14 protein-coding genes and 1 tRNA gene are annotated in these 15,347 nt (G+C 46.8%); 8 read left to right on the top strand and 7 right to left on the bottom strand.

The features are described from left to right. Positions 1-66: 66 nt before the first annotated feature. The 4 genes from ACE1CD_RS01070 (at position 67) to ACE1CD_RS01085 (ending at position 3,878) form a co-directional block, all read left to right on the top strand. Positions 67-393 carry a hypothetical protein gene (locus tag ACE1CD_RS01070; RefSeq protein ID WP_374820911.1) on the top strand — a complete coding sequence of 109 codons (327 nt, stop codon included), beginning with the start codon at positions 67-69 and terminating at the stop codon, positions 391-393. Positions 394-568: 175 nt separating this feature from the next. Further along, positions 569-2,431, top strand: a complete 1,863-nt coding sequence (gene ftsH, locus ACE1CD_RS01075; RefSeq protein WP_374820915.1) for an ATP-dependent zinc metalloprotease FtsH — start codon at positions 569-571, stop codon at positions 2,429-2,431. Between the two features lie 100 nt (positions 2,432-2,531). After that, on the top strand, positions 2,532-2,831 hold the full coding sequence (locus ACE1CD_RS01080) for a DUF3240 family protein (protein WP_374820919.1): 300 nt from the start codon (positions 2,532-2,534) through the stop codon (positions 2,829-2,831). 87 nt (positions 2,832-2,918) lie between these two features. After that, positions 2,919-3,878: an orange carotenoid protein N-terminal domain-containing protein gene (locus ACE1CD_RS01085; RefSeq protein ID WP_374820922.1), complete on the top strand. Its 960-nt coding sequence runs from the start codon at positions 2,919-2,921 to the stop codon at positions 3,876-3,878. 325 nt (positions 3,879-4,203) lie between these two features. Here ACE1CD_RS01085 and ACE1CD_RS01090 read toward each other — a convergent pair. Both ACE1CD_RS01090 and ACE1CD_RS01095 read right to left on the bottom strand, forming a co-directional pair. Beyond that, positions 4,204-4,274 (bottom strand) — tRNA-Gly (locus tag ACE1CD_RS01090). 98 nt (positions 4,275-4,372) lie between these two features. Beyond that, positions 4,373-7,924 (bottom strand): response regulator, encoded by a 3,552-nt coding sequence (locus ACE1CD_RS01095; RefSeq protein WP_374820925.1) that lies wholly within the window; start codon positions 7,922-7,924, stop codon positions 4,373-4,375. A gap of 928 nt (positions 7,925-8,852) precedes the next feature. Here ACE1CD_RS01095 and ACE1CD_RS01100 point away from each other — a divergent pair. Next, a complete protein-coding gene (locus ACE1CD_RS01100) occupies positions 8,853-9,512 on the top strand; it encodes a GNAT family N-acetyltransferase (RefSeq protein ID WP_374801128.1) in 660 nt (219 codons plus the stop codon). 90 nt (positions 9,513-9,602) lie between these two features. After that, on the top strand, positions 9,603-10,046 hold the full coding sequence (locus ACE1CD_RS01105) for a hypothetical protein (RefSeq protein WP_374801130.1): 444 nt from the start codon (positions 9,603-9,605) through the stop codon (positions 10,044-10,046). A gap of 112 nt (positions 10,047-10,158) precedes the next feature. Here ACE1CD_RS01105 and ACE1CD_RS01110 read toward each other — a convergent pair whose 3' ends face one another. From ACE1CD_RS01110 to ACE1CD_RS01125, 4 genes are all read right to left on the bottom strand, one after another. Further along, entirely contained in the window at positions 10,159-11,322 is a 1,164-nt protein-coding gene (locus ACE1CD_RS01110) for a histidinol-phosphate transaminase (RefSeq protein WP_374801132.1), read from the bottom strand. A 94-nt stretch (positions 11,323-11,416) separates the two neighbouring features. After that, positions 11,417-12,058 (bottom strand): YqiA/YcfP family alpha/beta fold hydrolase, encoded by a 642-nt coding sequence (locus ACE1CD_RS01115; RefSeq protein ID WP_374801134.1) that lies wholly within the window; start codon positions 12,056-12,058, stop codon positions 11,417-11,419. 144 nt (positions 12,059-12,202) lie between these two features. Next, on the bottom strand, positions 12,203-12,700 hold the full coding sequence (locus tag ACE1CD_RS01120) for a hypothetical protein (RefSeq protein WP_374820928.1): 498 nt from the start codon (positions 12,698-12,700) through the stop codon (positions 12,203-12,205). Continuing rightward, positions 12,697-13,272, bottom strand: coding sequence for a sigma-70 family RNA polymerase sigma factor (locus ACE1CD_RS01125; RefSeq protein WP_374801138.1), 576 nt, complete (start codon positions 13,270-13,272; stop codon positions 12,697-12,699). The genes ACE1CD_RS01120 and ACE1CD_RS01125 overlap by 4 nt, the downstream gene beginning before the upstream one ends. A 268-nt stretch (positions 13,273-13,540) precedes the next feature. Here ACE1CD_RS01125 and ACE1CD_RS01130 point away from each other — a divergent pair, with 268 nt between their 5' ends. Beyond that, positions 13,541-14,758, top strand: coding sequence for an FAD-dependent monooxygenase (locus ACE1CD_RS01130; protein ID WP_374820931.1), 1,218 nt, complete (start codon positions 13,541-13,543; stop codon positions 14,756-14,758). A 13-nt stretch (positions 14,759-14,771) separates the two neighbouring features. Here the strand turns inward: ACE1CD_RS01130 and ACE1CD_RS01135 are convergent, their stop codons facing one another. After that, entirely contained in the window at positions 14,772-15,020 is a 249-nt protein-coding gene (locus ACE1CD_RS01135; RefSeq protein ID WP_374801142.1) for a DUF4058 family protein, read from the bottom strand. Here ACE1CD_RS01135 and ACE1CD_RS01140 point away from each other — a divergent pair. Next, a complete protein-coding gene (locus ACE1CD_RS01140; RefSeq protein WP_374801285.1) occupies positions 14,959-15,282 on the top strand; it encodes a XisI protein in 324 nt (107 codons plus the stop codon). The genes ACE1CD_RS01135 and ACE1CD_RS01140 overlap by 62 nt on opposite strands. Positions 15,283-15,347 lie beyond the last annotated feature (65 nt).

Below are 15,347 nucleotides of genomic sequence, written 5' to 3' on the forward strand. Positions count from 1 at the left end.
ACAGTTGTTTGGCAACTTATAACTTTGGCAAATCTATCTATAGTTTCATTTTGATGAGGGTGAAATATGAATTTACTGTTTGAATTTTCATTCAGCCATTGCATTGCAATTTGCGCCTTTTTAGTTCCAGCAAATTTGCTGTTAACCCTGTGGACAATATTACTGGTAGGACGGAAGGATTCTCCTGCCCAGATGTACCTGGCAATGCTTGCTGCTAGCCTTAGCGCTTTAATCCTGCTGCTGCACGATTTCACATGGTTTGCCATTGGCGTGGTCATGGCTCCAACCTATATCCTGCTGGTTCTCGCCTGTGTCTGTTTGAGTCTCAATCTGTGGGCGATCGCATATCCAAATAGCGTAAAGCAGCTATTGAACGGATTACCCACTCCTTAATTGGTCGATAGCTACCGATATAGCACTGTCTAAGCAACTCACACTCAGTAGAGAACGTCAGATGTTCAAATTTTTGAAGCAAGTTGGCAATTATGCCAAAGCAACGGTGCAAGCAGATCGGCACATCGGTCAGGGCTTCGTCCAGAAGAAATTTTAGAACAAATGGGTAATAGTAATGCCGATTAAAGATGAACCAACTCCTCCACGTTCCCGCCTATTCAGCAACATTTTTCTGATAGCAGGAGCCTTATTTCTGGTTGCCAATTTTATCTTGCCGGTTGTTTTAGGTCCCCAGATTCCCGGAGTGCCCTATAGCTTGTTTATCCATCAGGTGCAAGAAGGAGAAGTCCAGCGGGTGCAACTGGGACAAAATCAAATTCAATTTCAATTGAAAACGGGAGATGGGCAGGCTGTGCAAGTGTTCTCAACCACTCCTATCTTCGATTTAGGCTTACCCAACTTGCTGGAAGAGAAAGGTGTTGAATTTGCTGCCGCGCCGCCCCCCAAAAATGGCTGGATTGGCAACATTTTGGGCTGGGTGATTCCACCGCTCATCTTTGTGGGTATCTGGCAGTTTTTTGTTCGGCGCGGCGGGGGTGGTGCTCAGGGAATGCTCTCGATCGGTAAAAGCAAAGCCAAAGTATACGTTGAAGGCGAAGCTGCTAAGACGACCTTTGCTGACGTGGCAGGGGTTGAGGAAGCCAAGGCTGAGTTAGTCGAAATTGTCGATTTCCTCAAAACGCCCGAACGTTACAGCCAGATTGGGGCGCGAATTCCCAAGGGGGTGCTGCTGGTGGGGCCACCGGGCACGGGTAAAACGCTGCTAGCGAAAGCTGTGGCTGGGGAAGCAGGCGTGCCATTCTTCAGTATTTCTGGCTCTGAGTTTGTGGAAATGTTTGTTGGTGTGGGGTCTTCGCGAGTACGGGATTTGTTTGAACAGGCGAAGAAACAGGCTCCCTGCATTGTGTTTATCGATGAACTGGATGCGATCGGCAAGTCGCGCAGCAGCAACGGGTTCTATGGCGGCAATGATGAGCGAGAACAGACGCTAAACCAGTTGTTGTCTGAGATGGACGGATTTTCGGCAGAAGGTGCGACAGTGATTGTGTTAGCCGCCACCAATCGCCCTGAAATCCTCGATCCTGCCCTTTTGCGCCCCGGTCGGTTTGACCGTCAAGTGTTGGTCGATCGCCCTGCTTTAGCGGGACGAGAAGCCATTCTCAAGATCCATTCTCAGAAAGTGAAGTTGGGAGAGGATGTGGATCTAAGAGCGATCGCCACCCGTACTCCTGGTTTTGCAGGAGCAGACCTAGCTAACCTAGTAAATGAAGCCGCACTGTTAGCGGCTCGGAATGGACGGCAAGCCGTCGCACAGACAGACTTTGCCGAAGCGATCGAACGGATTGTCGCTGGACTGGAAAAGAAAAGTCGTGTCCTGAACGACAAAGAGAAGAAAATCGTTGCCTATCATGAAGTCGGTCATGCCCTGGTCGGTCAATTGATGCCGGGGAGTGGTCGGATTGAAAAAATCTCGATTGTCTCTCGCGGCATGGCAGCCCTGGGTTATACACTGCAACTGCCAACCGAAGATCGGTTCTTGATGGATGAAGCGGAACTGCGGGGGCAGATCGCGACCTTACTGGGTGGGCGATCGGCAGAAGAGATTGTGTTTAACAGCATCACGACTGGCGCATCCAATGATTTGCAACGGGCAACCGATTTAGCCGAGCAAATGGTGACCACCTTTGGGATGAGCAAAGTCCTGGGACCGCTGGCTTATCAGCAAGGTTCCCGACCGATGTTCCTGGATAATGGGATGCCCAATGCCCGCCGTTCCATGAGTGAAGAAACGGCTCAGGCGATCGATCGCGAGGTGAAAGAAATCGTCGAAACCGCTCATCAACAAGCTTTGGAAACGATTAAGCACAACCGCGATTTGCTGGAAACCATCACCATGCAACTTTTAGAAACAGAGGCGATCGAAGGTGAGAAACTGCATCAGTTGTTAAATCAAGTTCAACTTGCACCAGTCAACTGAGACATTTGTTTGAGACATTGGATGCTGGCAAAACTCTCTAGTCCAAGATCGAGAACCACAGATCTTTAAATTTCTCCACACAACCATTTTTGGAGGTTTTATGTCCTCTCCTCTAGCAAAAGGTATTCTCGTCACAATTATTGGTGAAGCTGTCCTACAGGATAGGTTGATCCAATTGCTAACAAAACTTGGGGTCTCTGGCTATACGATCGTTCCAGCCCAAGGCGCAGGCAGTCATGGGAGACGCATGGGAGATATGGCTGGCTATAACACCAATATTGAAATCAAAACGATCGTTACCTCGGAAGCATCCGATCAATTATTGGAAGACCTGAAACCCTTGCAATCTAAGCACGCTTTAATTGCTTTTCGACAAACTGTAGATGGTTTGTTTGATTAAACTTTCACTGTCTTCGATGTATTTCCAGTTTGATTTTTTGGGTAATGCCAATTTTCAAACTTTCTTGTCCTTTTTGAGGTTTTAATTATGTCTTTTACTATCGATTCAGCCCGTTCTATTTTCCCTAGCACTCAAGTTGCTGATGCTGTTCCAGCGATCGTTCAATCATTCAACCAGCTTAGTGCTGAGAATCAGTTAGCGTTACTTTGGTTTGCTTACACTGAAATGGGAATGACCATTATTCCCGCTGCAATGCAGGTCGTCAATATGGTATTTGCCGAAGCAACCCTGACTCAAATTAAGCAGATGTCAGCTGTGCAGCAAACGCAAGTGATGTGTGACCTGGTTAACCACACGGATACGCCTATTTGCCAGACCTATTCGTCGTTTGGCACTAATGTTAAGTTGGGCTTCTGGTATCAGTTAAGCGAGTGGATGAAGCAGAAAATTGTGGCTCCCATTCCCAAAGGCTATAGATTGTCTGCAAAGGCAACCGATTTGCTCCAAACCATCCGTCAACTGGAAGGAGGACAACAACTCACCGTATTCCAGGATATCGTTGTCAACATGGGGTATGCCCCAACGGGCGGTACTGCAAAGGTTCAAGAACCTGTAAGTGCCCCTAAAGAGTCTGCACCTCGAACCAAAGTCAGCATTAAGGGCATCAACAATGCCACTGTCCTCAGTTATATGGACAATATGAATGCCTTTGATTTTCAGGCGGCTGTGGCTTTATTTGCGGCAGAGGGTGCCCTGAAACCTCCTTTTCAGGAACCGATCGCAGGTCAAGAGAACATTCTCGCGTATATGCGAGAAGAATGCTACGGACTCAAGCTGTTGCCAGAACAAGGGGTTTCTGAGCCAGCCGAAGCAGGATTCACCCAGATTAAAGTGACGGGAAAAGTGCAAACTCCCTGGTTTGGCGACAAGGCCGGTATCAACCTGGCATGGCGGTTCTTGCTCAATCCTGAAGGTCAGATTTTCTTTGTGGGAATTGATGTGTTGGCATCGCCACAAGAATTGCTGAATTTAGGTTTAGTTCGATAGAAAAGCTAATACAGTCCGGCTATAATATCAAGCAGGGCAGGCGATCGCCGCCCTTTCTTTTAAGCAATTAGTTTACTCCTGCACAACTTACAAATATCTATTCAAGCAACAATTCAAACACGAACTTAAACATGGGAGTGTCATAGTAATCAGTGTTAACCAATCATCATTAACAAATGAGAAAGTTAACAGATGACACATACTAATAATTTATATATACAGATTAAACGCTATCGTTCAATTCGTAGCGATATCCAACCCAAAATCATACCCAAACACTTATGGCTCATAGCTCAAGGGCTTGGTATTACTTGGTTTTACTCAAAGCGGGTGGCGGGAATCGAACCCGCATTATTAGCTTGGAAGGCTAAAGTTTTACCACTAAACTACACCCGCAAGGTTTTGGGACGATGCGATCGACTAACTCTCAACATCACTCAAACTAGGATAACACAACTTTTTGCGATCGCACAACACTTCCCACCTTTCCTCCTTCATTCCTGGGACTTTTTGGTATTGGGGTTGACGATGAACGTCAGAACCGTTTCATCCACTCCTTTGAGCTGAAGGGGACTGCCTTTAGTAATTTCAGACTCATCCAGATAATCGGCGACAGCAGCCGAAACGAGGATACAGTCAGGTGTTGCGGCTTGTTGAAGTCGAGAAGCGATGTTGACCGTGGGGCCAATTGCTGTATAGTCAGCTCGTTCTGCACTGCCAAACATACCGACTACAGCCGTTCCCTGATGAATACCGCAGCGGAACTGAACGCGGGGAATGCCCTGATCTTGCCAGCGCAGGTTGAGGTCATCTAAATATTGACGCATTTGCCGAGCGGTTGCGATCGCTCGCCTGACTTGTTCGTTGGGAGTCAGTTCCTCCGGTGCGCCAAACATCGCCAGCACCGCATCTCCCATAAACTTATCCACCGTACCGCCGTTGTCGAACACCGCCCTAGTCATATACTCGAAATATTCATTCAACAATTCCGCCACCCGACGACTCCGCAAAGTGTTGGATAGTTGTGTAAAACCGACAATATCGCTAAACAGAATTGTTACTAAACGAGGTTCCGGCTTCAAATCCAGAGACAGCCCGCCAGTGGCTGCTTTTTGTACCATTGTCGGTGGTAGGAAGCGCTTCAGCACAGATTCTGTGAGATATTTATTCAGTTCCGTAACGCGGCGTTCGTTTTGCTTGAGTTCCAGCAGATTCCGCACAGCCGCCAGCAATTCGCGATCGTTAAATGGCTTAGCCAAATAGATATCCGCACCCAATTCCGTACCTTCAATGCGAGTATCCTCATCCACCTTAGCCGTGAGCAGGATAATCGGCGTACCCTTCAAATCCTGCTGTTCGCGGATCATACGAATCATTTCCAAACCGGACACCATCGGCATCATCAAATCCGTCACAATTAAGTCGGGATGGTTAGCTTTCGCCACGCCGAAACCCTCAGCTCCATCGCGGGCTGTCAAAACTTCAAAGCCAGATGCCTGTAAAACTCTAGATACATAAGAGCGCAGATCCGGGTTATCATCTACCACCAAAATCCGATTGCGAGCCTGTACCGAGTTTTCCGTTGGGGAATCTACTTTTAACTCAGTATTTTCTCCTACTGTGGCGATCAGTTCCAGATCTGCCAATTCCACGGCGGCGCGGTTAGGCTGTAGTTGCGTCGGCACTTCCAGCACCTGATCTAGCGGCAGATGAGATATCCCCGTTTGCAACCAAACGGTGAAAGTACTTCCCGCTTGATAAATCGACTCCACGGAGATTTGACCGCCGTGGAGTTCTACCAATTCTTTTACCAGCGCCAGACCCAAACCCGAACCTTCATAAGAGCGATTGACAGACCCTTCTGCTTGCCGGAAGCGCTGAAACAGATGGGGAATTTGTTCGGTACGAATACCGATGCCGGTGTCTTTGACTTGGATGCGAACGTGGTCTCCCGCTCTTTCCACCTTAACGGCTATGCTGCCACCGGAGTCGGTAAACTTCATGGCATTTGAGAGGAGATTGTATAGTACTTTGTCAAATTTTTCCGGATCTAGATAGACCATCGGACAGGAGTTGAGATCGGCGATCAGACGCAGACCCTTTTTTTCGCAGTAGGGTCGGAAGGCTTCCATAATTTGGCTGACCATAATCACTAAATCGCAAGGACGGAAACTGGCTTGCATCCGTCTGGCGTCGAGTCGCTGCAAATCCAGCAATTGATTTACTAATCGCAGCAATCGACGACAATTGCGGAGGGCTATCACCGCTTGGTCGTGAGGCAAATCTTGCTGTCGATCGACTGCCGATTCTAATGGGCCCATCATTAGGGTGAGGGGCGTGCGGAATTCGTGGGAAATATTTTGGAAGAATTCGGTTTTTTGCTTGTCTAGTTCCTGCAAGCGCTCTGCCTGCTGTCGCGTTTTCTGATATAGGCGGGCGTGTTCTACGGCGATCGCAGCTTGAGCTGCCACAGCTTGGGCCAAGTCAATATCTGCGTGTTGCCAGGAACGAGGGTTTGTGGCAACACGCAAAGTAATGCTGCCGATGATTCTGCCTTCGGCGATTAAGGGTACTACCATCAGAGCGCGTGCGGAAGAGCGCAAGGGCAAATCGAAGCCTTGCATATCTGGATTTGCTTCCAGGTCGTCGATCGCCACCGGTTGCTGGGTACTGAGCAATTGCTGCAAAACGGGATTGCCTGCGATCGGCGCTACAGACTGAGGCAACTGGGAAGAATTTGGGATTTTAGCTCGTTCTCTGCTTCCTAGCGGGGAATTGGTATTTTGGATCGCACCTTGTACTGACGAGTTTGAGGAAAATGTTTTTTCTGGGAAAGTTACTTCTGTTAAAGCGGTGCCTACACTTATGGAAGAATCTAAACTTTTGTCGTATAATCCGACGCATTGAACAAATTCATCGGATTCTGTCCACAGAGAAAGAGTGCAGCCATCTACCTTGAGCGCTTGACCGAGTTGTTGGGTAATCGCGGCAAAGATATCTTGGGGATCGAGACTGGAGCGAATTGCGGAAGTGATCGTGTTAATCAAAGCTTCCCGTTTCGCCATTGCCAGGGAGCGATCGTAAGCGCGTGCTTGAGATAGAGCGAGGGCAGCTTGATCGGCAACCATGAATACCAACTGCACCTCATCATCTTGCCAGCGACGTGGCTCTCCGCACTGATGCAGTGCCAGTACTGCCATCAGTTCCAACTGGCAAATCAAGGGTACTACCAAACTGGAGCGGATGTCAGCGGTAGTGTATGCGATCGCACGTTGTTTTTGTGCCGGTGTGTCGCCTTGGATGCGATCGTCGGTTGTAATATCGTCGAACACCAGTACATCGTGGGTTTCCCACACCGTCTCCGCTAAAAGCGCAATTTGAGAAGCCTGTGCTTCCTTGGGTGCTTCTTCGGTAACTTCCGACGGGTATGATAAAGCAATCTTTTGTCTTTGATAAACAAAGCATTCGTCTCCCATACGATCGTCTTGGAAAGGACGGAGAATACAGATGTCCGCTTCCAGCATATGACCGACCGTGTTGACGATCGTCTGGAGAATCTGTCGATAATCGGTGCGGGAGCGAATGGTATTGGTAACTGTATTGAGCAGAGATTCCTGACGCAGGGTGCGGCACAGTTCCTGAGTGCGAGTTTTGAGGACGTTGTGCGTATCCAGCGCTTGCCGCACTACTGCTTGCAGGTGTTCTGCTTCCCACGGCTTCGTGACGTACTTGAATACCTTACCGCTGTTGATTGCTTCTACCAGGTCTTCCACATCCGTGTAGCCAGTCAAGATAATCCGAATGATATCTGGATACTGAGTGGCGGTGAGACTCAAAAATTCTGTGCCGCTCATCAGTGGCATACGCTGATCCGAGATAATTACTGCGATATCCCTCTCGGATGCCAAAATCTCTAGGGCCGCCAGTCCCGATTCTGCCCTCAAAACTTTATATTCTCGATAGAAAGTGCGATACAGCAGGTCGAGATTATCTGGTTCATCATCAACAACCAGAATTTTCGGCTTATTCATATATTGAGATTTCATAAACCGCTCTCCTGCCTAAGGTACTCTTGGAGGAAAAACCGTCTCATCAGACTACCAAAGCCCAGTAAAATCGATGGTTTGTTTCGCCAAACGCAGATGCAAAAAACGCCAAACACAGGCAAATGGTAAACTGTTGAAATGGGAGCGGTTGGAAAGCAGGCTAAAGTACTTTTGCCCTTTACCAAGAGCCGCTGTATTAAAATTTTCAGCCCTAAGAGCGGTTGTGGCAACTTTGTCCCCAGGCGTAGGATCGATTCCATATAGCGGCAAGGTCAACCAGCACAACGAGCTTTTGATATTGCAGCTACCTCTGGGCCTGTATAAAGTTTGGCAGGCGATCGACGCTGCCTCCCTCTTGGGCCATTCCAATGAAAGTTCATTTCCGAGTTCCTTTGTGTGAGTAAAATTTCTTCTCTGTGTTCCTCGCTTAGGAGGAAGGGATCTGGTGTAAAAATTTGCAACGCCAATTTTTTGGCTTAAACCGAGAAGCCAACAGAGCCCTTGGTAACAATTTTTAAAGATTGACTGACTTAGCACTGGATTTAACTTTTCAGCGTAAAACAAAGTAGATGACATTTATCGTGCCAGCAGCTTTGAAGGTAGGACGGTTGGCACACACTAGCGTTAGGCTGTAAGAGAAATACCAGTTTAGCATTGCTAATCAAGACACGCTCTTAAGCTAGCTTTCGTTGCGGCCTGACAAACCAGTATGGGCGAAACTTTTGTATAGATAGCCTTTGGCTGCCAATCCAAATTTTTCGTTACAAATGCTTTGCCCGTAATAAGGTTTATACACCCTCTCTCACAATCCTAATGCAGTGGGAGAAGGATGCTTGCACTTCTTAGCTTGAGGTCGGTCTTGGCAATTGTCTGGTTAAATTTAGAATACCCGGCATCCGCCGTGACGAGTGTCAAATAGTAAACAGTTGTGAAACCCTTGTTCTCGTCCTCAAAACACTGCCAGGAAAATAACTTTGTTTCGCCAACCGCAGGCGAAACAGACGCTAGCATACGGCAAAGGGCCGAATTAGCCAGCTTGAACCACTTTCTCATCCGTGCAGCTAAAGCTAGGGATTTGACTGCTCTTGCAGAAATCCTTGCTGATAGCTTTCATTCTCGTGTCGGTATCGGTGGCTGGATTTATCCATTGTTGCGTCTGGGGATTTACGAAGATTTACGTACTAGGCTGCAATCAACTTCTCCTCGTTACATTTGTCTTGTAGCGGTAGAACCTGTCACCACTCGCCCCACCGACTGCGATTATTTGGCAGGAACGGTAGAAATGGCCTTGCGCTCAACTCATCCTTGGTTGCCGATCGGTTTGCCGCAGTACCCTTATGTATCTAATTTGGCAGTACGAACCGAATGTCGTCGGCAGGGAGCGGCTCAACAATTGTTGCTTACTTGCGAACGAATCGCTCTGGGATGGGGTTTTCACGATATCTACCTTCACGTATTAGAAAATAATCATCAAGCACGGCGACTTTATTTCAAGTTAGGTTATCGCTTACACCAAGTCGATTCGAGTTGGAGTTCTTTGCTGCTGGGGCGACCGAGGCGTTTGTTGTTGCATAAGCGCTTGGTCTAGGTTAATAGTTAGTAGCAAGTAGTTAGTCGTAAATTCTACTTACTACTTACTACTAATTTTTGACAAATAATTTTTCAGAAATAACGCGATATGAAACATGAAAATGAGGATCGTAACAAATCGGAAATTGTGGCACAATTGCACAGCGGTGAAGTGTTAGTAGTGAATAGGAACAAGCGTAATGGGCTGATCCTTTACAAATCTTACCATGCAGAGTTTGCTGGGCCGGGATCTGCTGTTGGCGGCACATTTGATAATGATTGCCAGCGGGCTATTCCTGTGGGAAATTTTTCTTTAGTTGTGCCAGATTCTTATGAGGCGCGGCAGACTGCTTATAAGACTCGACGACAGTGGATTATGTTAACAAAACAGTTAGCTGATAAGCCAGATCCGCTAGAGCGTGCGGAAAAGTTGTTGCTTCAGTTTGAAGCTTTTTTTGATGCGGAAATGGTGGCGCAATTGCCGGATGATGTGCTGGGATCTTTGGTTGGTGTTTTGCCTCAGACGATGGCATTGGCGCGACAAAAGGATTAAAAATCACTGAAAATTTCAGATCGCAGATTTGAAATTTCAAATTTTTGGTTGATGTTTCGCCACCTCAACCAAGGAACATCTAGATAAGTGTGGAGGATGGGGAATGTGGCTATTAACTCTTGAGTGCAGCTGCTAAGCGTTGGAGAGTTCGCTGATTCTCATCGGTGCTGCCGACTGTAATTCGCAATCCGTCGTTGATGTGGCGAACTAGAGTGCCTTTGGCTTTCAGTTGTTGCACCAAACGCTTCAATTTGTCTGGTGTAGAATTATCTTCAGTGTCAGTAAGACGCAAGAAGATAAAGTTAGCAGCGCTCGGCCAAACTTTTAAGGCGGGATTCTGGGCTAAGCTGTTAATTAATTCGTCTCGATCGCTTAAAATTTGACTTATCGATGCCAGCAAAATTTGTCTGTGCGTAAGGGCGACTAAAGCAGCAGCTTGGGTGAAGCTGGGCAGGTTATATGGCAAGCGAACTTTTTCTAGGGCGGCTATTAATTCGGGATGAGCGACACCATAACCAACTCGATGTGCTGCTAATCGAAACGCTTTTGAGAATGTCCGCAGCACTATCCAATTGGGATGTTGTGGCAATTCACCGACAATTGTTGTTTGACTAAATTCAAAATAAGCTTCGTCAATTACTACGAGGATTTGTTGTGGCAAATTTCGCAACCAATCTAACTCTTTGGCGGTTAATGCGTTGGCGGTAGGAGAGTTGGGATGAACGACAAATACTACGCGAATGGGGGGATTTTGTGTTTGTTCGATCGCATTTTGGGCTGCTTCTAAATCGATTTCAAAATTAGTTTCGTTGCGACTTACTTTTACTACTGGAATACCCAAGGTTTCTGCCAGAATACCATACATAGAGAAGGTAGGATTGGCAACGAGGATAGACCCTTCTCCGCGCAGGCAGGTGGCGATTAGAATAGAGCGAATGAGTTCGTCGGAACCGTTGCCTACGGATATATTTGAACTGGTAAAGTTGGGAGCGATCCCTTGGGATTGCGCGTACAGATTGGCAGATTCGTTGACGTAATCCGCGATCGCTTGCTTTAATGCTGTATGACCGCCATCGGGATAGCGGTTGCTCTCTATGACTTGCTGAAAAGTCCAATTGAGTTTTTCTTTTAACTCAGTTGGCAAATCGAAGGGACATTCGTTGGTATCGAGGCGATCGATCGCCATATCAGATTTGACTGCTTCCCCAGATTCACCACCGGGATGCGGTGTGTAGGCGGTGAGTTGGGCTAGGTCTGAGCGAATGAAGGGGAGCATAGCAATGATAATTTTAGATTTTAGATTTTAGATTTTAGATTGAATTTTCATCTTAAATCCACTTTTTCAAATTGGCAATTGGTAGATTCTATGTTCACAGGTGGCAAAATGCTTGTATTTCTTGCCAAATTTCGGGGAGGACGTTTGCGAGGGAGTGGTCGCTGTCGAGTTCGATCAGTTTGACCCAAGGACGAGAAGCGGCAAAGTTTCGCGATGCTTGAATAGGGATGGTTTCGTCGTAAATGCCGTGCAGTATGAGGGTGGGTATGGGGCGCTGCAATTGTTCGTCACGATACTGATTGGCGTCTCGGACAAATTGGTAGCTGAGGGGGAGCGATCGCTTTTCTCCGTAATGATACACGGACAAGTATCCTTCTGTCTGCCAGCGCTGTAAAGTTTCTTCACCTAATTTGGGCAACCAATGAGAGAGAAATTGAAAAGCTGGGGCTAAGAGTACCAGTTTTTGACATTGTAGCTGCTGCTGTCCCAACCAAGCAGAGGCCAAACCGCCAAAACTGGAACCGATCAGAGTTACTGGTGTGGGTGGGGGTGGAAATTCGGCGGCGACTTGATGCAGTTGTCGGGACATAGTGAGGTGGGAAAAGTCGCCTTGATTGAGATCGGGTGTTTTCAGGGGTATTTGCAAGGAGGAGAAGCGATCGAGTAAATCAATGGCTTTGGCAGATTGGGGACTGGAAGCAAAGCCATGTAGGTAAATGTAGGAGGATTTGGGCATTGGGAAACAGATTGTTGACAAAATCAGGACTTAGGCAGCGACTTTGCCAAAATACTATTATCTAGTATAGCAAATTCATGAATTGACCTGGATTTACACAATATTAAAGCTGCCCCAAAAGCGCACATTGGCAACATTATGAGATTATCTTCCTGCTGGTTGATTAAGATTTTTTTTACTGCTATTCTGAGATTTGGCATTGGTGACTTGCGAGCGTTCCACAGATATATTTTTGATATTTTTTTGCATCGGGATAGTTCTGACTAAACCATTCCAGTTATTTTGTAAAAATATTTCGATGCTGACAATTTCGTCATTATTATTTGGAATAGTGTTTATTGAAGTGCGATCGTCTCTTATTCCGAAAGAAAACGCAGAGGGTAAGATATTACTTCGCCATCGCAGTGGATCGCTTGCCCAAACCAACATTACTCCGGCAGCAATAGCAGGAGTAACTAACCACAACCGCTTACATTTGGCCGGGTGATGTTGACAGAATCGGTTTAAATTTAATGCAGGTTCTGAATCCAACTCTTGCCAAATCCGTTCTTCTAAATCGGGTGCTGCTGGGGGAACATCCGGACGGTTAGATTTGAGGAATTCTAGTAATTCTTTATCATCATCTGCGGGAAGTTTTTTCATAGCTGAACTCCTTGTTGCTGGAGAAATTGCCGCATAGCAGCACGGGCATTAAATAGGCGAGATTTGACAGTTCCTACCGGAATACCCAATATTTCAGCAACTTCTTTTTGAGGGACTTCTTCGAGATCGTGCAGGACTATGACGGCGCGATGCTCTAAACTGAGTTGAGCTAATCCACGCTGTACCAAATCTTGATAATGCAGCTGCATCAGGTCGGGCGCGGGTACTTGGTCTGAGCTTTTTGTGTTTAGTTTGGAATCAAAAGTGCGCTGCTGGGCATATTTCCGCCGTTGGTCGCAGGCTACGTTCCAACAGATACGATATAACCAAGTGGAAAATTGGGATGTCTGTCGCAGTTGGGGCAATCCTTTCCACGCTCGTAAAAATACTTCTTGCACCAAGTCGTCGAGGGTTGAAGGGCCACAAAGTTGATACAGCGTTGACCTGACTTTCTGATGATAGCGGTGATATAGTTGCCGAAAACGTTGCTGGTCGCCTAGTATGCTTTGTTCGGCTAGGTAGGAATCTGACAGCTGGCTGTCTTGCACATTTACCCCTGGGACAAGATACACCTCTCGTTCTCCCTCAATGGCTTTGTTCGTTTTGTTTAGACTGGGGTAGTCGGCGAAAGGTTCATCGTCAGTGCTAACTCAGTAGGGTGGGAAGTGCGACAGCGTAATACACCAGAATACATCAGACCTCTCCAACAAAGAATCTCTCTCGGCAGGCAGGATGCCTGCCCCACAAGAATTTTTGGAGAGGTCTATTGCGGAGTTTGAGCATTTTGGATAACGATCGAGTGCGATCGCTCAGTAAAATACGCTAACCAAGGAAAAAGCTATGGCGTTAAAGGCAATTATCATCGGTGGTGGAATTGGGGGACTAACTTGTGCGCGTGCTTTTCTCGACGCGGGAATGCAGGTAGAACTCTACGAAAAGCGCGACCTTGATTCTATGTTATCTGGGCCTGGAGGCATTTTCATTCAACGGAATGCGATGCGCGTTTACGAATTGCTGTGGCAAGGAAAAATTCAAGAGCAGTTATATCAACAAGGAGCTAAGATTCTCTCAGGTGGGTTTTTCAGCAAACAGGCAAAGCCTCTATATATTAATGTGCCCGAATTTGTGAAATTGGCAGATTTGGGTATTTGCATTTTGCGTCCAGAATTACAACGCATTCTCTACAATGCGTTACCGGAAGGAACTGTTAAGAATCAGGCAGCTTTTACTAATTTTTCCGAAACATCAGATGGGATTCGCGTTTCGTTTGCAGATGGAAGAGAAGCTTGGGGCGATGTTTTGATTGGCGCGGATGGACTTTACTCGCAAGTAAGGGCGCGTTTAAACGGAAATGAAAAAATGGCAGCGCCAGTTTACAGTGGAATGTGTTGCTGGCGGGGTTGGTTTTACAAAAATAATTTGCCTTTGGATGAGCGTTACAGTTGGGGAGAGTTTTGGGGACGCGGTAATCGTTTTGGCTACTTTGATGTAGGTGGGGGTCGGTTGGCTTTTTATGGATTTAGTAACACTCCAGGAGGTGGTAACGATCGAGCGATGGGCGGTGCTAAGAAGGCGATGCAAGCAATTTTTTCATCTTATGCTCAGCCAATACCAGCTATTATCGAAACATTGCAGGAAGAGGGGATTTATCGGGATGATATTTTCGATCGCGAACCGTTGGGTATGCAATGGGGGCGGGGTCGGGTAACTTTAATTGGAGATGCTGCCCATCCAGTGCAACCAAATTTAGGTCAAGGCGGTTGTATGGCGATCGAAGATGCTTTTGAGTTAGTTAAACTGTTAAGGATTAGAGCAGAAAAAGGAGGAGATATTCCGGCGCTATTGCGGCAATTTGAGGCAAGTAGAAGTAAGCGAGTCGCTCAGGTTTTTACTACTTCCAGACAGGTAGGAAGTTTAGGGCAAACAGATTCAGCGTTTGGTTGTTTTCTGCGAGATTCGATCTATTGGCTGACGCCTACTTGGTTGGGTGATTTACAGTTTAAATGGCTGTTTGATTATCAGCCAACATGGGGTTTAGAAGATGGTAAGAAAAGCTGAAGAAAGTTTATTATTATGCTTGCTCTCTTAATAACACTTCCATCCACTGGGTATCTTGTTCGGATAGTGGCGGTTGCGGTGGTTTGGTGTAATCAATTGCTAAGTAATAACGCCCTTTTTGGTAAACGCGATCGAGCAAAGGTTGTAAATTTAGGATTGGTTCTGCTTCACCTGGCATCAGCGGAATTGGTACTGGGGGAATAGACTGTCGTAAGCTATATAAGTCGATTGTCGAGAAACATTCTGAGTGCGATAGTGACAATCGCGAAGTGGAGACTCAAATTGCTTTCGATGTCGATCGCAATCGCTATCTGATCTTTCATGTCGGGTGGCGTGGAGAAAGACGAGTGTTTGGATGTGTTATTCACATTGAGATCGGGGACGGAAAAATTTGGATTCAGCGAGATGGAACTGAGGTGGGGATAGCTAACGAGTTAATTGCGGCTGGAGTGCCTAAGTCTGATATCGTGTTAGGATACAGCTCGCCTTATATGCGTAAGTTTACAGAGTTAGCGGTGGGGTAGTGATGAAGTTAGAAAGGCGATCGCGTTTCTTCTGGTAGTTGCAGCTTTCTTGGGTATGATGTGAT

The organism is Aerosakkonema sp. BLCC-F183 (genome assembly GCF_041929145.1).
In the GTDB taxonomy this organism is placed as follows: Bacteria; Cyanobacteriota; Cyanobacteriia; order Cyanobacteriales; family Aerosakkonemataceae; genus Aerosakkonema.